The sequence below is a fragment of the Manganibacter manganicus genome (genome assembly GCF_002075885.1).
In the GTDB taxonomy this organism is placed as follows: domain Bacteria; phylum Pseudomonadota; class Alphaproteobacteria; order Rhizobiales; family Rhizobiaceae; genus Mesorhizobium; species Mesorhizobium manganicum.
Window position 1 is genome coordinate 47,742 of record NZ_MDET01000013.1, and the last position, 17,650, is coordinate 65,391.

The 17,650-nt window shown below is 60.1% G+C and carries 18 protein-coding genes and 1 pseudogene; 12 read left to right on the forward strand and 7 right to left on the reverse strand.

What is annotated here, in order from left to right; genetic code table 11:
• Nucleotides 1-116 precede the first annotated feature (116 nt).
• Entirely contained in the window at nt 117-1,451 is a 1,335-nt protein-coding gene (locus BFN67_RS10535) for an Nramp family divalent metal transporter (RefSeq protein WP_080919636.1), read from the forward strand.
• 124 nt (nt 1,452-1,575) lie between these two features.
• Here the strand turns inward: BFN67_RS10535 and BFN67_RS10540 are convergent, their stop codons facing one another.
• The 5 genes and pseudogenes from BFN67_RS10540 to BFN67_RS23990 form a co-directional block, all read right to left on the reverse strand.
• Entirely contained in the window at nt 1,576-2,046 is a 471-nt protein-coding gene (locus BFN67_RS10540; RefSeq protein ID WP_080919582.1) for a cytochrome c-type biogenesis protein, read from the reverse strand.
• A complete protein-coding gene (locus tag BFN67_RS10545; RefSeq protein WP_080919583.1) occupies nt 2,043-4,031 on the reverse strand; it encodes a heme lyase CcmF/NrfE family subunit in 1,989 nt (662 codons plus the stop codon). Before BFN67_RS10545 ends, BFN67_RS10540 begins: the two co-directional genes overlap by 4 nt.
• A 29-nt stretch (nt 4,032-4,060) precedes the next feature.
• Complete coding sequence (locus tag BFN67_RS10550) at nt 4,061-4,291, reverse strand: hypothetical protein (protein ID WP_080919584.1); 231 nt, start codon at nt 4,289-4,291, stop codon at nt 4,061-4,063.
• Nucleotides 4,292-4,296: 5 nt separating this feature from the next.
• Entirely contained in the window at nt 4,297-5,436 is a 1,140-nt protein-coding gene (gene ccmI, locus BFN67_RS10555) for a c-type cytochrome biogenesis protein CcmI (protein ID WP_080919585.1), read from the reverse strand.
• A gap of 225 nt (nt 5,437-5,661) precedes the next feature.
• Nucleotides 5,662-5,871: pseudogene (locus BFN67_RS23990) on the reverse strand (Tn3 family transposase); the annotation flags it as partial.
• 66 nt (nt 5,872-5,937) lie between these two features.
• On the opposite strand from BFN67_RS23990, the gene BFN67_RS24330 reads away from it, so the two are divergent.
• The 8 genes from BFN67_RS24330 to BFN67_RS10595 all read left to right on the forward strand — a co-directional run bounded on the left by BFN67_RS24330 (nt 5,938) and on the right by BFN67_RS10595 (nt 13,038).
• Nucleotides 5,938-6,105 (forward strand): hypothetical protein, encoded by a 168-nt coding sequence (locus BFN67_RS24330; RefSeq protein WP_158083504.1) that lies wholly within the window; start codon nt 5,938-5,940, stop codon nt 6,103-6,105.
• A 395-nt stretch (nt 6,106-6,500) separates the two neighbouring features.
• Entirely contained in the window at nt 6,501-6,968 is a 468-nt protein-coding gene (locus BFN67_RS10565) for a Fur family transcriptional regulator (protein WP_080919586.1), read from the forward strand.
• Nucleotides 6,969-7,118: 150 nt separating this feature from the next.
• Nucleotides 7,119-7,691, forward strand: a complete 573-nt coding sequence (locus BFN67_RS10570) for a TlpA family protein disulfide reductase (RefSeq protein WP_080919587.1) — start codon at nt 7,119-7,121, stop codon at nt 7,689-7,691.
• A 9-nt stretch (nt 7,692-7,700) separates the two neighbouring features.
• The gene (locus BFN67_RS10575; protein ID WP_080919588.1) at nt 7,701-8,429 is read left to right on the forward strand and encodes a cytochrome c biogenesis CcdA family protein; all 729 of its coding nucleotides are present in this window, start codon (nt 7,701-7,703) and stop codon (nt 8,427-8,429) included.
• A complete protein-coding gene (locus BFN67_RS10580) occupies nt 8,426-8,905 on the forward strand; it encodes a disulfide bond formation protein B (protein ID WP_080919589.1) in 480 nt (159 codons plus the stop codon). Before BFN67_RS10575 ends, BFN67_RS10580 begins: the two co-directional genes overlap by 4 nt.
• Entirely contained in the window at nt 8,902-9,552 is a 651-nt protein-coding gene (locus BFN67_RS10585; protein ID WP_080919590.1) for a DsbA family protein, read from the forward strand. The genes BFN67_RS10580 and BFN67_RS10585 overlap by 4 nt, the downstream gene beginning before the upstream one ends.
• 28 nt (nt 9,553-9,580) lie before the next feature.
• A complete protein-coding gene (locus BFN67_RS10590) occupies nt 9,581-12,094 on the forward strand; it encodes a heavy metal translocating P-type ATPase (RefSeq protein WP_080919591.1) in 2,514 nt (837 codons plus the stop codon).
• Nucleotides 12,091-13,038 (forward strand): NAD(P)/FAD-dependent oxidoreductase, encoded by a 948-nt coding sequence (locus BFN67_RS10595; RefSeq protein WP_080919592.1) that lies wholly within the window; start codon nt 12,091-12,093, stop codon nt 13,036-13,038. The genes BFN67_RS10590 and BFN67_RS10595 overlap by 4 nt, the downstream gene beginning before the upstream one ends.
• Nucleotides 13,039-13,329: 291 nt before the next feature.
• Here BFN67_RS10595 and BFN67_RS10600 read toward each other — a convergent pair whose 3' ends face one another.
• Nucleotides 13,330-13,749 carry a MerR family transcriptional regulator gene (locus BFN67_RS10600; protein ID WP_080919593.1) on the reverse strand — a complete coding sequence of 140 codons (420 nt, stop codon included), beginning with the start codon at nt 13,747-13,749 and terminating at the stop codon, nt 13,330-13,332.
• Nucleotides 13,750-13,907: 158 nt separating this feature from the next.
• Between BFN67_RS10600 and BFN67_RS10605 the strand changes: the two genes are divergently transcribed.
• Nucleotides 13,908-14,132 (forward strand): heavy-metal-associated domain-containing protein, encoded by a 225-nt coding sequence (locus BFN67_RS10605; protein ID WP_080919594.1) that lies wholly within the window; start codon nt 13,908-13,910, stop codon nt 14,130-14,132.
• Nucleotides 14,129-16,201: a heavy metal translocating P-type ATPase gene (locus BFN67_RS10610; protein WP_080919595.1), complete on the forward strand. Its 2,073-nt coding sequence runs from the start codon at nt 14,129-14,131 to the stop codon at nt 16,199-16,201. The genes BFN67_RS10605 and BFN67_RS10610 overlap by 4 nt, the downstream gene beginning before the upstream one ends.
• 110 nt (nt 16,202-16,311) lie before the next feature.
• Here BFN67_RS10610 and BFN67_RS10615 read toward each other — a convergent pair whose 3' ends face one another.
• Nucleotides 16,312-16,929, reverse strand: coding sequence for an SCO family protein (locus tag BFN67_RS10615; protein ID WP_139789125.1), 618 nt, complete (start codon nt 16,927-16,929; stop codon nt 16,312-16,314).
• 192 nt (nt 16,930-17,121) lie between these two features.
• On the opposite strand from BFN67_RS10615, the gene BFN67_RS10620 reads away from it, so the two are divergent.
• Entirely contained in the window at nt 17,122-17,616 is a 495-nt protein-coding gene (locus tag BFN67_RS10620) for a copper chaperone PCu(A)C (protein WP_245295225.1), read from the forward strand.
• The last annotated feature ends 34 nt before the right edge of the window (nt 17,617-17,650 follow it).

A 17,650-nucleotide genomic window follows, 5' to 3' on the forward strand; every position in this document is an offset into this window, starting at 1 on the left:
CTACTCATTCCGGGCCAGTTGGCGTCGATGCGACGATCTTGTGCAGAGCCCCTGTCTTGCTAGGCCGGCAAGTTTCGCTTATTGCAAATGCGTTGCAACTGCGATTGAATGTAAAAGTGGATCAACATGTTGACAAATTGGGCTGGAACCAGGCCCGTGGCGAAGCGTCTCTGTCCGACGTCCATCGCACCATCGCAGTCCGGCAGTCGGGTTCCGCCTGGCGTCGCGGCGCTGCCTTCGTCGGTCCCGGCTACTTGGTCGCTGTCGGCTACATGGATCCCGGTAACTGGGCAACCTCGCTCGCCGGCGGCTCCAAGTTCGGCTACACACTGCTAGTCGTCGCGCTAGTCTCCAATATGATGGCGATCGTTCTGCAATCGCTCTGCGCCCGCCTCGCAGTCGCGTCGGGACGCGATCTCGCCCAGGCCTGCCGCGACGCGTTCCCAAAGCCGGTCGCCTACGCGCTGTGGGTGCTGGCCGAGATTGCCATCATCGCCACCGATATCGCCGAGATCGTCGGCACGGCGATCGGCCTCAATTTGATCTTCGGCATCCCGCTCGAACTTGGCGTCACTATCACCGCGCTCGACGTCTTCCTGATCCTCTACCTGCAAAAACTTGGTTTCCGCTGGGTGGAAGCGCTGATTATCACACTGCTCGGCGTCATTGCTGTGTGTTTTGCCGTGCAGATCGCGCTTGCCGATCCGAACTGGAGCGAGGTGATTCGCGGCTTTGCGCCGACCACCGAGATCCTCACTAATCCCGAGATGCTATATTTGGCGCTAGGCATACTCGGAGCCACCGTGATGCCGCACAATCTCTATCTGCACTCGGGCATCGTTCAGACCCGCTCCTATGGCGAGAGTCTTCAGGAAAAGCGCGAGGCGCTAAAGTTCGCCACCATCGATTCCACTGTGGCGCTGATGTTCGCGCTCCTCATCAACGCCTCGATCCTGATCCTCGCCGCCGCCACCTTCAACGTCACAGGCCAGACGGAGGTGGCCGAGCTCGGCGAGGCGCATTCGCTGCTTGCGCCGCTGCTTGGTCTGGCCATCGCACCAACTTTGTTCGGCATCGCCCTTGTGTGCTGCGGCATCAATTCGACGGTGACGGCGACGCTCGCCGGCCAGATCGTCATGGAAGGCTTTCTAAACATTAAGCTGGCGCCTTGGATGCGTCGCCTGATCACGCGCGCCGTCGCCATCGTGCCGGCAGCGATCGTTACCATCTGGTATGGCGAGAGTGGCACTGGGCAGCTCCTGATCCTCACCCAGGTGGTGCTGTCGTTGCAGCTCTCCTTCGCCGTGTTCCCGCTGGTGATGTTCACTGCCGACAAGGCCAAGATGGGCGCGCTGGTGGCGCCGCGCTGGCTAATCGTACTCGCTGCCTCCGTCGCGGTCGTCATTGCCGCGCTAAATGCTAAGCTACTCATCGATTTCCTGGCGGGCTAGCAGGAAGCGGACAGCCGAAAGCGTTCCACAGCGCGTTACCGACTTGCATTGACCGCTGCAGCGGCTATGCGCGGGGTTAGGCTGGCGAGCTGTGCCATGGTTGATTGACCTTTCGTTTGATGCTTCAAGCATCCTTGCGTAAAATGGCGTCCAGCCTGTGCTTTTCTTCGGCGGTCAGCGCCCCGACCTCGCTCCCGCGTTTTTTACGCGCGGCGCCGATCATGAATGCGCCGCCACAAAGCAGCAGTATTACCGGCGCGCCCCACAACAAGGCATTGCGCAAATTCAGGCGGGGTTTCAGCAAGACGAATTCGCCATAGCGAGAAACGATGTAGTCCAGCACCTGACTATCGCTGTCTCCTGCCACCAGCCGCTCGCGTACGAGCACGCGTAAATCGCGTGCCAATTCGGCATCCGACTCGTCGATCGACTGGTTTTGACAAACCATGCAGCGCAATTCTTCCGACAGCAGTCGCGCGCGGTGCTCAAGCGCCGGATCGCGCAGCACTTCATCCGGTTGCACGGCATAAGCGCCATGACCAAGCATCAGCGCGCATAGAAGCGAAGCCAGTGCAGTGACGAACCGCCTGTTCATATGGTGGCCGGCCGTGTCTTGTCCGCACCCTGCCGGGCTCGACGAGACGGCGCACCGACCCGCAGGCGCCGGTCGGTCAGCGACACGGTTCCGCCCACCATCATGACCAGCGCGCCGAGCCAGATCAGCGTCACCATCGGTTTCCACCACAGCCGCACGACAACGCCATCGGGTGTTTCATCGCCCAGCGATATATACAGTTGGCTGAAACCCATCGTCTTGATGCCGGCCTCTGTGGTCGGCATCTGCCTTGCGGGATAAAATCGTTTAGAAGATATGATTTGCGCAGAAACGCTTCCATCCTCGTCAAGGAGTTCGAAGCGGCCGCGATCTTCGGTGAAGTTCGGCCCCTGGAAAGGATGAAGCCCGTCGAAACGAAGCGTATATCCGGAAATCTCCACGGTCTCGCCAGGCTGCATCGCCAGTATTTTTTCTGTCTCGAACGATACGACCCCGACAACACCAAGGACAGTGAGCCCGACTCCGAGATGGGCAAGGGCCGTTCCGAACATCGAGCGCGGCAAGCCCCGGAAGCGACGAAAGGCCACCCCGGCGGCAACATTTCCGACGCCCGACTTCAACGCCAGGTCCACCAGGGCGCCGACGATCAGCCAGAAGCCCAGCCCGATCCCGAGTGAGGCAAAGACGCTTGCCCCATCGATGAATACCATTGTCACCAGCACAGCAAGCAGCGCGGCAGCGAACGCCGTCATCAGCCTTTGCGCCGCACCGTAAATATCGCCCCGCTTCCACGCCAGAAGTGGTCCGAACGGAACGACGACCAGCAGCGGCACCATCAACGCCCCGAAGGTCAGATTGAAGAATGGCGCTCCCACCGAAATCTTATCGCCGGAAATGGCCTCCAGAACCAACGGATAGAGGGTCCCGATCAACACGGTGGCGGTGGCGGTTGTCAGGAAGAGATTGTTCAAGACCAGTGCGCCTTCGCGCGAAATCGGCTGGAACATGCCGCCGCTGGCCAGGCTTCCCGCACGCAATGCAAACAGCGCCAGAGAACCACCGATGAACAGGATCAGGATGCATAATATGAAAATGCCCCGGCTGGGATCGGTTGCAAAAGCATGTACCGATGTCAGCACTCCGGAACGAACGAGAAATGTGCCCAGCAGCGAAAGCGAAAATGTCAGGATCGCCAGAAGCAGCGTCCAGATTTTCAGCGCGGACCGCTTTTCCATGACAATGGCCGAGTGAAGCAAAGCTGTGCCGGCCAGCCACGGCATGAAGGAGGCATTCTCAACCGGATCCCAGAACCAGAACCCGCCCCAGCCGAGCTCGTAATAAGCCCAGTAGGAACCCATGGCTATGCCGCCAGTCAGAAAGACCCAGGCCGCCAGCGTCCACGGTCGCACCCAGCGGGCCCAGGCCGCGTCGATCTTGCCTTCAATGAGCGCCGCCACCGCAAACGAAAAGCATACGGAAAAGCCCACATAGCCAAGATAGAGAAGCGGTGGATGAATGGCGAGCCCGACATCCTGGAGGATCGGGTTCAGGTCCCGCCCTTCGATGGGCGCTGGAACGAGCCGCGCGAACGGATTCGACGTCGCGAGCACGAACAGGAAAAACGCGGCGCCAATCCAGCCCTGCACCGCAAGCACGTTGGCCCGCAGCGTGGCCGGAAGATTGCCGCCGAACATTGCCACGAGACATCCGAAAAATGTCAGGATCAGGATCCATAAAAGCATCGAGCCTTCATGATTGCCCCATGTTCCGGTGATCTTGAAAAGCATGGGCTTCAGCGAATGCGAATTTTCCCACACATTGGCGACGGAGAAATCCGACTGCACATAAGCCAGCGTCAGCACGAGAAACGAAAGCGCGGTCAAAGCAAAACCGGCTATCGCTACTGGTCCGCCCACGGCCATCAGGAGTTCATTGCCCGTCCGGGCGCCAGCTAGGGGCACGATCGACTGAACCAGCGCCAAGGCGAAAGCAAGAACCAGCGCGAAGTGACCTATTTCAACCATGGCGATACAATCTGCCCAATTCAGTTTTCCTACCAGACACCTTTTGCCTTCAGACCGTCGGCGACCTCCTTGGGCATATAAGTTTTGTCATACTTGGCCAGCACGCTGTCAGCAACGAACTCGCCGCTCGGATCGAAACTGCTTTCCGTGATCCCGCCCTGATCCTTCTGGCCGAGCGCGTAGAATGTCAACGCTGTCGCCACGACAAGGAACCCTGCACCGGCTGCGATGATCGACAATCTCTTCGGCTTGCGGGTCATGCAGTTCACTCCGTCGCCGAAAGACCAAGGGTCGCCGCGAATTCAGCAAATTTCCGGCCGTCATCACTCGTCGCGCCCAATGCTGCAAGACCCCGGTCGAGTGCGGCACGCGCTTCGCCAGCCCGGCCAAGCACCACATAAGAACGCATGAGACGCATCCAGCCCTCTGGGTCGCTCGGATTTTGGCGCAGTTTTTCATCGAGCCCGGCCACCATCGTCTCGATCATTGAGTTTCTGTCCGCTGGCGCCATCGCGGCTGCGGCATCAATATTATCCGTCGTCGGGCTGGGTGTGCCTGTATCGGTGCTTGACGCAGTCACGCGGCTCGTATTCTCAGCCAATGCTTGGGAAACTGGTTCTCGCCATGGTGAATTGTCGGGCAAATCCGTTAGCATGGCCTCCCACGCCTTGATCGCTTCAGCCGATTTGCCATCCTGGACAAGAGCCGTCGCCAGGTAGAATTTTGCCTTGGGCTGATCCTTGTCCAGAACCAGCGCTTGCTCGAAGGCGAGTTGGGCGTCGGCGGAAACAACACCGCTCCCGGCATTGGTCAGCGCTTCGCCAAGCCCCGCCGCGCGGATGGCGGTTGAGCCTTGCAGCCTTGTCGCATTGCGGTACGCCGTGGCCGCCTCATCAAATCGGCCCAGCCTTAAATAGATCGGTGCCAGAACATCCCAGCCCCGGCCATCCTCCGGGTTTTCGGCGAGATGACCTTCAGCCCGCGCAATCAGATCATCGACCGAGCTGTCGCTCGGATTTTGAGCAAGCCGCTCCTGCAAAGACTGGGATGGCAAGTCCGGCGAACCAATTACCGCATAAAGGCCCCAGCTGATCAGCGGAACGGCTAAGACCGCGACGGCGCCAAGACCTCGTCCGGCGAGCGCCCAGCTTTGGGTGCTCGCCAAAGGCTCTTCTCCGCCCGCCCTGATAATGCGCCGCGCAATCTCCGTCTTCGCCTGTTCGGCATCCTCCGGCCGGATCAGACCGCGTAACGCATCGCGATCAAGTTCAGCCAATTGGTCGCGATAGACCTCTATGTCATGCGAGCTGCCGGCGGCCAGACTCTTTGGCCGGTTGGCCAACGGCAACAACACCGCCAAGCTGGCACCGAGTGTAAGCAGAGCGGCAAAGAACCAGAAAACCATGCCTGTCTAAATAGACCCGGGAAAGCTACATGCCAACATCAGGGGCCTGCGGCTGATTGACGGGGCAGTCTCAGGTAAGAGGCGTCCAGCTTCCATCCGCATTGCGGCAAGCCGTGCCTCTTGCGCTACGCGATTGACCACTCTGGAATATCATGTAGTGCATTGTCGGCAGTCCTGCGACCCGACCCGATAGGGCTGTCCGGCCACCACTTGGCCGGCACGACCGCTCGCGCCGCCGGTATCAGTAAATAGCTCCTCTATCTCCAAAATCGTGTCGTGGTCGAACAGGCTGTCGAGCACATAGACGACCTCGCTCTCGGTCGGGCTGATCGGCAGGATGCTGTAATAGCCGTATTGGTCGGAAAGACCGCTGTAGAATTTCGATCCCGGCTCGCTGCCATAATGCAGGTTGATATCGCTGAGCCTGGCGGCCCGTTAGGTTTCGGAGCGGGCATGGAAGGCGACGGCACGGCGCATCGATGAGAAAGCCGGGACAGGGGAATGACGCAGCTACCAGCACGATCTCCCGAACCCGAAATCCTGCTGTCCAGCAAGGGACGGGGCTGGAACGGATTGATGGCCGATTTCGTGCTCTTCCCGCAGGAGGGAGTTCAGGATCGCCCCGGAACCGAGATACACGGCATAGCGCGGTTCTCCAGCCCGGCCTAACTTCTCGGTCGGTAGAGGTAGAGCGATGGAGATCAGAGCTTTCACCGATTTGGCTGCGACACTATGTGGTTGCTGCCTGCCACACTATCGAGAAATTTGTGTCCCAGTTGAAAGGCTCATTATTACCAAGGCTGGAGAGTCATCCTATGAAGCCACGCGCAGCTCCGCATGTTTGCGCCTCATGCCAAAGAGAACTCCCTCGGGCGGCTGTTCGTTGCCCTTGGTGTCTCGAAAAATCAACGGAACTCGATGAGCGTCGGAAATAGCCGACTCCAACTGGAGCCTTGTCCGAATGGTTGAATGGTTCAACTAACCCTATGCTTTAGCGATCGTTTTGCAATTGCGATGCAACTGGCCTAGATTTGCAACATTGGGAGCTAGCGATGTGAGCGACAATGACTATCGATCCAAGCGACATCAAACGGATTTGTAGGGACAATGGTCTCCGCCTCACCGCCCCCCGCAAGATTATTGTCGAAACTCTCTTGGAAGCAACGGATCATCCTGACGCCGTGGAATTGCATCGACGTGTGACGACTATCTCTCCCCGCATTGCGCTCTCGACGGTCTACAGGACCTTGGTGGCGCTGAGCGAAAAAGGAGTTCTGGAGAAGCACAACTTCGGCAACGGCCCTGCTCGCTTCGAAACGGTCGATCGCGAGCACCATGACCATCTCATCGATGTCGTGTCCGGCAATGTCATAGAGTTTCGTTCAGGCGAAATCGAGCGGCTACAAGAGGAAATCGCTCGACAGCACGGATACGAGATTGTCAGCCACAAGCTCGAAATCTACGTGCGGCCTGCGAAGCGTCGTAGGAGCAAGATTTCGGCAGCTCGACATCGTCGTCAGTCTGCGAAGTAAGCGCTCTCCATTCTCCCGCTTTTTCCCTTGCGCGACAATTCGCATCTTCAAGCATAGTCGCTTGACCCTCTAGCCACTCCAGCCTTTAGGGAAGAAGATGGCCGTCAGCATCACACCATCGGTATTGCCGACCTGTCCAAAGGAGCCGGAATGCGTTTTGCCCAAGTCAGCCGCCCAACTGTCGCCGTCGTATTTGCCGCGATAGCCGGTGCTATTGTCGGCGGACTGCTCCTGGCAAGCCCGCTCGCTCAATGGCAGGGAACTTCAAACGAATCGGCACCGGCGTCCTCCGAACTGGCCGTATTCCCCTTTGAGACAGCGGACGGGCGCAAGCTCACTCTGAAAGCCTTCTCCGACAAGGCTGTCCTGCTGAACCTTTGGGCAACCTGGTGCCCACCGTGTCGGAAGGAAATGCCGTCACTTGATCGGCTTCAATCTCTCAAGGGAGGCACTGATTTCGAGGTCGTGGCCCTGTCCATCGACAAGGGCGGCACGGAACAGGTCCAGCCGTTCTTCGAGGAGATCGGTATCAAACGCCTGGAGATGTATTTGGACCAGCCAGGTGTCTCCATGCAGGCCTTGAAGATTGTTGGACTTCCGACAACGCTCCTGGTGGGTAAAGACGGACGTGAACTTGCGCGCTGGGTAGGTCCCAAGGAGTGGGATGACCCCGAAACGGTCAAGGAGATCGAAGCACTGCTTGCCCGCTCCGAGGGGGATTGAAGTACCAACATGGCATTCGAAATCGCCGATATTGGAATAATGGCTGCACTGCTGGCTGGGATGATCTCGTTCCTGTCGCCTTGCGTATTGCCGCTCGTCCCAGGCTATATGTCGTATATTGCGGGAAGTACCGATCAGGGCGTGGTGCGCAAAAGGATCGACACGGTATTCCTGAGCGGATGCTTCGTTCTCGGCTTCTCGACGGTCTTCATCCTGCTTGGCGCGAGCGCAACAGCGATCAGCGGCCTACTCCTGTCCTACCGCTATGAAGCCAACATCATTGGCGGGCTGGCCATCATCCTGTTCGGCATATTCACGACCGGCATCATCAAGATGCCTTGGCTCGAGCGAGATCTGCGCTATCACGGCGCCATCGAAGGCGGCCAGCCGCTCGGCGCCTACGTCCTTGGCCTCGCCTTCGGCTTTGGCTGGACGCCATGCATAGGACCCATTCTCGGGGCTATCCTGACGGTCAGCGCCACCGTCGATGGTGCGCTGAGCGGGGTTGCGCTGCTTTCCATCTATTCGCTAGGGCTCGGTGTGCCCTTTCTGCTCACGGCGCTGTTTGCCGATGCGCTGACCTCAAGGCTCAGAAGCGTTCGCAGGCTCGGCAAGCTGCTGCACATTGGGGCCGGCGTCATCATGATTGTGATGGGTATCGCAATGATCACGGGCCAGATGTCGGTTTTCGCATTCTGGCTTCTGGAGAAGTTTCCTGTGTTTGGGAGAATTGGATGAACGTGACCGATCATGCCCGCGCGGAGAAGGCTTCTGACGTTGCCAAGCCCGCGAGCGAAGCAGATTTTTTGTGGTCAAAGCTGTTCCTGGCTTGGCTCGTGGCGCTCGCCGCCTCGCTCGGTGCCCTTTTCATCGGGGAAGTTATGGGGCAGTCGCCCTGCGTGCTGTGCTGGTATCAGCGCGCCTTCATGTTCCCCCTCGCGATTGTGCTCGCTGTGGGTGCCTTCCGCTCCGATAGCGGCACATGGCGCTATGGGCTACCGCTCGCCGTCATCGGCGGCGGAATCGCTCTCTATCATTCGCTCCTCTATGCCGGCGTGGTCGCCGAAGCGCTGGAGCCCTGTAGCCAGGGGCCGTCCTGTACCGATGCGGCGATGACTATCTTTGGCAGTCTGCCCCTGCCTTTTCTATCATTCGCAGCCTTTGCGGCCATCACCCTCCTCCTGTTTCTAACGACACGGATCACAAAGCCATGAACAAACGAGCCATCATCATCGCCACTGGAGTCGGCGCCGCCGCCATCTTCGCCGGCGGGGCGTATCTTTACTCGCAGTCATCAACGGAAACCGCCGCCGCCCCGGTAGCGGCTGAAAGCAGTCAGTTCATTCGCCCGCATTCGCCAATCATGGGGCCAGCAACGGCGCCGGTGACGATCGTGGAATTTTTCGACCCGTCCTGCGAGGCGTGCCGCGCCTTCTACCCAACGGTGAAACAGATCATGGCCACCTACCCGGAGGACGTGCGCGTTGTCATCCGTTACACGCCGTTTCACCCGACGTCGGAAGAAGCGATACGAATCCTGGAGGCGGCGCGGAAGCAGGACAAGTTCCAGCGCGTCAAGGAATGGCTTTTGCAGAATCAGGAGCAGTGGGGCGCGGACGGCAATCCGCAGGCGGCCCGCGCATGGGAACTTGCGGCGGAAGTCGGTCTCGACCTCGACAGAGCCAGGCAGGACGCGGTCACCGAGGAGGTGGATGCAATCATCGCGCAGGATGTAGAGGACGTTCAGGCCGTTGGCATTACGGGCACGCCAACCTTTTTCGTTAACGGAAAGCAGCTTCAGTCGTTCGGACGCCAGCAGTTGAAGGATCTGGTCAAGAGCGAAGTGGAAGCGGCGAGATAGGAACCGCATTACTCGGGAGCGTTTCGAGATGAAAAGCACGCTACGCTTGGACATTCCGGTCCTGTTGCCAGAGGTCGACGACATCGCGGACGCTTGCGTCGCGCGGTTGACCTCCGACCTCGAGGCGCGCCAAGGCGTTGAGACTGTCCACATCGTGGCTACCGAAGGCGAGAAACCTGCCAAGCTGTGCGTTCATTTCGACCCGGATGTCCTGCCGCTAACCAGGATTCGCGAGATCGCGCAGGCCGCCGGCGCGCAGATCACCGCCCGCTTCGGGCATCTGACGTGGAACGTCTCCGGCATAGGCCACGAACGGCGGGCCAGGACGGTCGAAGGACAACTGAGGGCGTTGGCCGGGATCATCGAAGCCGAGGCGAGTGCCGCCGGCGCCGTCCATATCGAGTTCGACCGCCAGGCCGTGTCGGAAGAGGCGATTGCCGCCTCATTGCGCGAACTTGGCGTGACCCGGAAAACCGGGGCGTCGCATGAAGCAAAGAAGACCCACGACGAGCATGCCGGACACAATCATGCCGCAGGCGAACAGCATTCGAAAGATGACGGCCATGACCATTCGCATGGCCAATTCCTCGGGCCAAACACGGAACTGATCTTTGCGCTCGCAAGCGGCGCATTGCTCGGCATCGGCTACGCTGTCGAGAAGCTTGTGCCCGGCGCGCCGGAATGGCTGCCGACCGCCTCCTATATCGCAGCCTACTTCTTCGGCGGCTTCTTCACCTTGCGCGAAGCGATCGACAATCTTCGGCTCAAGCGGTTCGAGATCGATACGCTGATGCTGGTCGCGGCGGCCGGCGCGGCGGCCCTTGGTGCCTTTGCGGAAGGCGCGCTGCTGCTCTTCCTGTTCAGCCTTGGCCACGCGCTCGAACACTACGCCATGGGGCGCGCCAAGCGCGCGATCGAGGCTCTGGCCGAGCTCGCGCCATCGGTTGCGACCGTCAGGCGGGACGGCGAAACGAAAGAGATCCCGGTCGAGGAGCTTGCAGTCGGCGACATCGTCATTGTGCGTCCCAACGAACGGCTGCCGGCTGACGGGTTCCTGATCAAAGGCAACTCCAGCATAAACCAGGCGCCTGTCACCGGAGAGAGTATCCCGGTCGACAAGCGTCCTGTCGACGATGCAGCGGCCGCGAGGGCACGGCCGGATTCCGTGGACGGCGCGTCGCGTGCGTTCGCGGGAACGATCAACGGCTCTGGCGCGATCGAGATCGAGGTGACACGCCGCTCAACCGAGACCGCGCTTGCCAAGGTGGTCAAGATGGTCAGCGAGGCGGAAGCGCAGAAGTCGCCGACGCAGCGCTTTACCGAGCGTTTCGAGAAGATTTTCGTGCCGGCGGTGCTGGCGCTCGCTGTCATCCTTCTGTTCGCCTGGGTGGTCATCGACGAACCCTTCCGCGACAGCTTCTACCGGGCCATGGCAGTTCTGGTGGCCGCGAGCCCCTGTGCGCTGGCGATCGCGACGCCGAGTGCCGTGCTATCGGGCGTTGCCCGGGCCGCGCGCGGCGGCGTGCTCGTCAAGGGCGGCGGCCCGCTTGAGAACCTCGGTTCGTTGACGGCTATCGCCTTCGACAAGACCGGAACGCTGACCGAAGGCAAGCCGCGCATCACCGATCTGGTCACAGCCAATGGTGTTGCCGAACAGGACCTGCTTGCGGTGGCGATTGCCGTGGAGAGCCTGAGCGATCATCCACTCGCAGAAGCGATTGTGCGCGACGGCAAGGACAAGCTCAAGAGCAAGGCCGGCGCCGCAGCGTCCGATCTCAAGAGCTTGACCGGCAAAGGTGTCACCGCAACGCTTGACGGGCAGACGGTGTGGATCGGCAAGGCCGAGATGTTCGGAGCGGAGGGCATTCCGTCGCTCGGCAAGGAGATGACCGACGCCGTGGCGCGGCTGCGGGACGGTGGCCGCACGACCATGGTCGTGCGGCGGACTGATCGCGATCTCGGCGTGATCGGTCTGATGGATACGCCGCGTGCTGCCGCACGCGCCTCGTTAAAGGTGCTGCACGACATCGGCATCACGCGCATGATCATGTTGTCCGGCGACAACCAGAAGGTCGCCGACGCGATCGCGAAGGATGTCGGACTGGACGAGGCCTGGGGCGACCTCATGCCCGAGGACAAGGTGGAGGCTGTCAAGAAGCTGCGGTCCGAGGGCAAGGTCGCGATGGTCGGCGACGGCGTCAACGACGCGCCCGCCATGGCGAGTGCAACGGTTGGCATCGCCATGGGCGCGGCCGGTTCCGACGTTGCGCTGGAAACCGCCGACGTCGCCCTGATGGCCGACGATCTCGCCCACCTGCCCTTCGCCGTCGGCCTGAGTCGACAGACCCGGTCGATCATCCGCCAGAACGTGTTCGTCAGTCTTGGGATCGTCGCCATACTGATCCCGTCGACAATTTTCGGACTTGGCATAGGCCCGGCGGTGGCCATTCACGAAGGCTCGACACTCCTCGTCGTCTTCAATGCGTTGCGGCTCCTGGCCTACCGCGACCCAACCCCGAAGGGGAGCGCCAAGACGGCATGAAGATCATCGCCAAGAATAGTATCGATGCCGAGGCATCTTTCGATGGTTTGCTAGACTGCGTGATCGTTGGTGGCGGGCCCGCAGGTATGACGGCGGCGATCTATCTCGCGCGCTTTCACCGCAAAGTCGCCGTGATCGATGACGGCAACAGCCGCGCCCTTTGGATACCCCGTTCCCACAATTGCGCTGGTTTTCCCGAAGGAATCGGCGGCAGCGAGCTCTTGTCCCGCATGAGAGAACAGGCCGGCTGCTTCGGCGCCATGTTGATCGACGGGCGTATCGAGCAGCTCGATGGCGACGGCGGCTCTTTCGTTGCGCGTGGTGCAGGCCTGACATTGGAGTGTCGCGCGGTGATCCTTGCGACAGGTACCGTAAACCGGCGGCCGAATATCGATCCGGACACGCATCGTTCTGCGCTCGAGCGAGGGCAACTGCGCTATTGTCCGATTTGCGATGGCTTCGAAGCGACGGATCAGGCCATAGCGGTGCTGGGCGCTGACCAGCGCGGAGTGGCCGAGGCGCTGTTTCTCCGCGGTTATTCGAAAGACATCACGCTCATCGCCATGGACGAAGCCGAGATCGGCGCGGACGATCGCCTCAGGCTCGACCATGCCGGCATCAGGCTCGAACCCCGTTTCCTCGATCGCCTGGACTTCAGGGAAAGCAAGGTAGCCGTGCGTTTGCGCGGCGGTGGCGAACTCCTTTTCGACACAGTCTATCCAGCGCTCGGTTCCGATACGAACGACGTGCTGGCAAATGCGCTAACCCTGGAGATGGGCGACGGCTGTTGCATCGCCGTGGACAAGAAGCAGCGCACAAGCCGCAAAGGCGTCTATGCCGCTGGCGACATCGTCCACGCGCTTGACCAGATCAGCGTCGCGATGGGCCATGCGGCAATCGCCGCGACCACGCTTCACAATGACCTGCGCGCAAGGGACCAATAATGATGAGGCCTGATTGTCGTCACGTCGGCGGACCAAGCCCATGCGACCGGCAGACCTGTCAAAGCGCGATCACCACCGACGAGCGCACGCGTGACGAGGCGCGCCTGGATCAGCGTGGGACTTCGGCTCGCCATTCTGGCGATCATTGTTGCGGGTCTCTGGTCGGGCCGGATCGTCTTGCGAGACGCTCCGGAGCCATCGACGGCTTCACGATCCGATGTGAGGTAGCGTGACGACCGAACGCTTTGTGCGACATAGGCCGCGATGACTCGCTATTGAGCCTCTGCGCGGTCAGTTCACCTCCAGCGGCAAGGGCGACAGGGTTTCGATGATCCGGCATTCGGCAACTGTCCCGCATCGACATTGAGAGAGCAACCGATCCAGCTCCCTCTGCAGCGCTTTGAGATCGGCGATCTTTCGTTCGACCTCCGCCAGGTGCTCCTTGGCGATCTCATCAACTGCTTCGCACGATCTCGACCGGTCGTCGGCGAGGTCGAGAAGCACACGGATCTGGTCAAGCGAAAATCCGAGGTCGCGGGCACGGCGGATGAAGCTGAGGCGATTGAGATCCGCCGGCGCGTATGAGCGGTAGTTGCCTTCGGTTCGTGCGGGTTTTGCGAGCAATCCGCTTTTTTCGTAAAAGCGGATGGTCTCAACCTTGGTGGCGGTCATTCGCGACAGCGTGCCGATGGTCAGGTGTTTGTTCGTCATCCGAAGGTCCCTATAGTGACTACAGGGTTAGATAGTTGAAACTGCGCCGTCTTGCTAGGCGTGAATGCAACGTTTCCAGATCGTCAAAAAGCCTATTGACCCTGTAGCGGCTACAGGCACCACATTGCACGTCATCGTTCAGAAACAGGAGTTCACCGATGACTACTTCGGCACGAGAGACCATCGAATTCAAGATCGAGGGGATGGACTGCGCACACTGCGTCAGCACCATCGAGAAGGCGGTAGGCGCATTATCGGGGGTGGAAGCTGTCAAGGTTTCGCTCACAGACAACAGCGCCATCGTCAGGCTGGACCCAAGCCAGATATCGCAGGACGCCGTCTTCGAAGCCGTCGAGGATGCAGGATACGACGTTCCGCGATGAGCACCCTTGAGCTTCCGATCGGCGGCATGGACTGCGCCGCCTGCGCAAAGAAAGTCCAGCGAGCCTTGAAGAAGCTCCCAGGCGTCGAGAATGTCGAAGTGCTTCTCAGCGCCGAAAAAGCCGTAATCGACCTCGATCCAAAGCTCGTGACGCGCGATACGCTGCGAGCGACTGTCGAGAAGGTTGGCTTTACCGTTCCTCAGCCCCAGACGCCTGACTACGTCAAGCATGGCAGCGATCTGCAGAAGAAGCTGTTCACCCTTCTCGGCATCCTCTTCGGCGTCATTTTGTTGCTGGTCGTGATCGGCGAAGGGCTTGGTCTTTTCGATGCGATCACCGATCGGGTCCCGTTGTGGCTGGGAACGCTTGTCGTCGTCGCCTTCGGCGCCACCATCTTCATCGATGTCATCAAATCCGCGCTGCGAATGGAGGTCACCAGTCATACGCTGATGTCGGTCGGCGCCGTTGCGGCGCTTGTCACCGGCCAGTGGGCTACGGCTGCAATCGTGATCTTTTTCATGCGAGTCGGTGTCTTCGCGGAACGCTTCACAAGCGAGAAGGCGCGTCAGCTCCTCAAGGAGCTGACAGCGCTTGCGCCGGTTCGTGCCCGGGTTGTGCGGGATGGCGAAGAGATCGAAGTGGATATCGCGCAGGTCGGCATCGGCGACATCGTGCTGGTCCGGCCGGGCGAGCGCGTTCCGGTGGACGGCGTGGTTGTTGAGGGCCAAGCCACCCTCGACCAGGCCGCCATCACGGGTGAGAGCATGCCGGTCGAAGCCGAGGTCGGCAGCAAGGTCTTTGCCGCGACATTGGCGAAGCTCGGCCATCTCAAATTGCGCGCCGAAAAGGTCGGGCGCGACACCACATTCGGTCGTACCGTCAAGTTGGTCGAGGAAGCCGAGGCCAATCGTGGCGACGTGCAGCGCCTCGCCGACAAGTTCAGCGGTTACTATCTACCGATCGTCGCGGGCATCGCGATCCTCACCTATGTGCTGAGTGGCAATGTGATGGCAGTCGTCGCCGTCCTGGTGGTCGCCTGTTCGTGCTCGTTCGCTTTGGCCACGCCGATCGCCATGATGGCGTCTATCGGGGCTGCGGCAAAGCGTGGCCTCCTGATCAAGGGGGGAAAGTATGTCGAGGCGATCAAGTCGGCCGACGTCGTTCTGGTCGACAAGACTGGCACGCTGACCACGGGCAAACCCAACGTCACCGATATTGTCTCGCTCGACGGTACCTCGGAAGAGACGCTGCTGCAGATCGCGGCGACGGCCGAGCGTCACTCGGAGCATCCGCTGGCGGAAGCTGTTCGCTTGCATGCACGTGACAGGAGTGTGCGGGCGAGAGAACCGGAGCGTTTTGAGACGCTTCCAGGCAAGGGGATCCGGGCCGTCGTTGACGGAAAGACAGTGGAGATCGGCAATCGAAGGCTGGTTTCGATTGGCGAAGATCATCCCGAGATCGCTCGTCTCGAAGGGGAAGGCAAGACGCTTTTGATCATGGCGATCGATGGACGCCTGTCCGGCATCCTCGCCGCAATGGATACGGTGCGGCCGGAGGTAGGCACAGCAATTGAGGAGATCCGCAAACTTGGCATCAAGCGGATAGAGCTCCTCACCGGCGACAATGAGCGCACCGCCGCAGCCATCGCCGGACCTCTCGGCATCGGCTTCCAGGCCAATCTCCTGCCGGAAGACAAGATCCGTGTTGTTCGCGAACTGCAGGCGAAGGGGCACCGAGTCGTCATGGTCGGCGACGGAGTCAACGACGCGCCAGCGCTCGCACAGGCTGACGTCGGCATCGCCATGGGCGGCGGCACGGATGTCGCGATGGAAGCAGCGCATATCGTGCTCATGCGCGAGGATTGGTCGCTCGTAGCTGACTGCTTCCGTATAGCGCGCAGGACCATGGGTGTCGTGAAGATGAACATCGCGTTCACCGCGCTCTATAATCTTGCGGGGCTTTCCCTTGCGGCGTTCGGCATCATTCCGCCGATCCTCGCGGCTTCCCTGCAGGCCATTCCCGACATCGGAATACTGGCGAATTCGTCTCGCCTGATCCGACAACGATAGCGTCAGTGGACTGGCGTGCTGCAACCGCTGTCACGCCGGTTCCGACATTGTGCTCAAAACGAAACGACGGGTAGACACGGGAGACTTCATTCGGAAGCGTCAACGATGTGTCACTTGCCGGACTTCAACACGAGATTCCTGATCTTTTGCAGGCGGGTGTCCCGCAGCTCGTGCATGTCGAGCACCCCCGCGCGTCCGCCTTCGGCATCCACAAGAAAGACGCCGGCCGTATGCTCCATAGTGTAGTTGTCCCCTCCTGTCGGCACTTTTTGCGCTCTCGCGCCAAACGCTTGCAGGACGGCTTCTGTTTGCTCTCGCGTACCCCTCAAGGCAAGGATACGACTGTCAAACGCCGTCATGTAAGTCGAAAGCATTTCCTGTGTATCTCGGTCCGGATCGACGCTGATGAGCAGTATATTAAATGCGTCCGCGACGGGTCCGAGCTCCACCATCAACTCGGTGAGTTCGAAAAGTGTGGTCGGACAGATGTCCGGACAGTTGGTGAAGCCGAAAAAGGCCAGATAAGGCTTACCACGCAGCGTCTCGTTCGAAACGATCTGACCCGGGTGGGAAATCAGCTGGAAAGCTCTGCTTGTCCTGGATGAAGAACCGCCAGTGTGGATTGATTCTTTGGCCACCGGCAATACGCCCACGACGTATGCAAAACCAGCGAACGCAAGCGATGCGATCAGAAGTGCAAGCAGAATTGACGTACGCGTTGTCATCATGTCCTGTTCATTGCGACGCTTCCGAACTTGAATCGGGCGCTGCCTACAACTTCTAGACCCCCTAGCGACTATAGGGTCAACATGTTGGTGAGCAATGCGGCACCCTGTTCGTATGCCTAGCTGTATCGTGCATTGCAAAGCTTCTTACCTTCACCGCACAAGCCCAAGCGACCTTTTGTCCGAAGCCGGCAATTGACCCTGAAGCCGCTACAGGGTCTATCAGGTGACAAAAATTCAGAGACGAGTGCTTCCATGAAGACCCGATCAATCGCATTTGTGACCGTCGTGGCATCGGTCGTTGCCACCTCAGCTCTGTCCCATGACTTCCAAGGTGGTTCGATCGGGATCATTCACCCCTGGTCACGAGCAACCCCACCTGGCGCTCCGGTCGCCGGCGGATATCTCAAGATTGAAAATGCCGGCGCCGAGCCCGATCGGCTTGTTTCGGTAACGTCCGAAATTGCGGCAAGCACGGAGCTGCATGAATCCGTGGTGAAAGATGGCGTCGCAAGCATGCGCCCTGCGGAGGGTCCACTGGAAGTGCCGGCAGGGCAGACGGTTGAGGTTGGCGCCGGCAATCACATCATGTTCTTGAAGCCGGTCAGAACCCTGAAGACAGGCGAGGAATTCAAGGCGACGCTTGTCTTCGAAAAAGCGGGGCCGATCGAGGTCGTGTTCGTCGTTTAGGGGATGGGCAGCCGCGCGCCCGAGGAAGGCTCGG

Coding starts and splice junctions, on each gene's coding strand:
- BFN67_RS10565 (WP_080919586.1), top strand. CDS start 6,501: ATGACTATCGATCCAAGCGACATCAAACGGATTTGTAGGGACAATGGT.
- BFN67_RS10575 (WP_080919588.1), top strand. CDS start 7,701: ATGGCATTCGAAATCGCCGATATTGGAATAATGGCTGCACTGCTGGCT.
- ccmI (WP_080919585.1), bottom strand. CDS start 5,436: ATGGTTTTCTGGTTCTTTGCCGCTCTGCTTACACTCGGTGCCAGCTTG.
- BFN67_RS10605 (WP_080919594.1), top strand. CDS start 13,908: ATGACTACTTCGGCACGAGAGACCATCGAATTCAAGATCGAGGGGATG.
- BFN67_RS10595 (WP_080919592.1), top strand. CDS start 12,091: ATGAAGATCATCGCCAAGAATAGTATCGATGCCGAGGCATCTTTCGAT.
- BFN67_RS10550 (WP_080919584.1), bottom strand. CDS start 4,291: ATGACCCGCAAGCCGAAGAGATTGTCGATCATCGCAGCCGGTGCAGGG.
- BFN67_RS10545 (WP_080919583.1), bottom strand. CDS start 4,031: ATGGTTGAAATAGGTCACTTCGCGCTGGTTCTTGCTTTCGCCTTGGCG.
- BFN67_RS24330 (WP_158083504.1), top strand. CDS start 5,938: ATGACGCAGCTACCAGCACGATCTCCCGAACCCGAAATCCTGCTGTCC.
- BFN67_RS10540 (WP_080919582.1), bottom strand. CDS start 2,046: ATGAACAGGCGGTTCGTCACTGCACTGGCTTCGCTTCTATGCGCGCTG.
- BFN67_RS10615 (WP_139789125.1), bottom strand. CDS start 16,929: ATGATGACAACGCGTACGTCAATTCTGCTTGCACTTCTGATCGCATCG.
- BFN67_RS10600 (WP_080919593.1), bottom strand. CDS start 13,749: ATGACGAACAAACACCTGACCATCGGCACGCTGTCGCGAATGACCGCC.
- BFN67_RS10585 (WP_080919590.1), top strand. CDS start 8,902: ATGAACAAACGAGCCATCATCATCGCCACTGGAGTCGGCGCCGCCGCC.
- BFN67_RS10610 (WP_080919595.1), top strand. CDS start 14,129: ATGAGCACCCTTGAGCTTCCGATCGGCGGCATGGACTGCGCCGCCTGC.
- BFN67_RS10570 (WP_080919587.1), top strand. CDS start 7,119: ATGCGTTTTGCCCAAGTCAGCCGCCCAACTGTCGCCGTCGTATTTGCC.
- BFN67_RS10580 (WP_080919589.1), top strand. CDS start 8,426: ATGAACGTGACCGATCATGCCCGCGCGGAGAAGGCTTCTGACGTTGCC.
- BFN67_RS10590 (WP_080919591.1), top strand. CDS start 9,581: ATGAAAAGCACGCTACGCTTGGACATTCCGGTCCTGTTGCCAGAGGTC.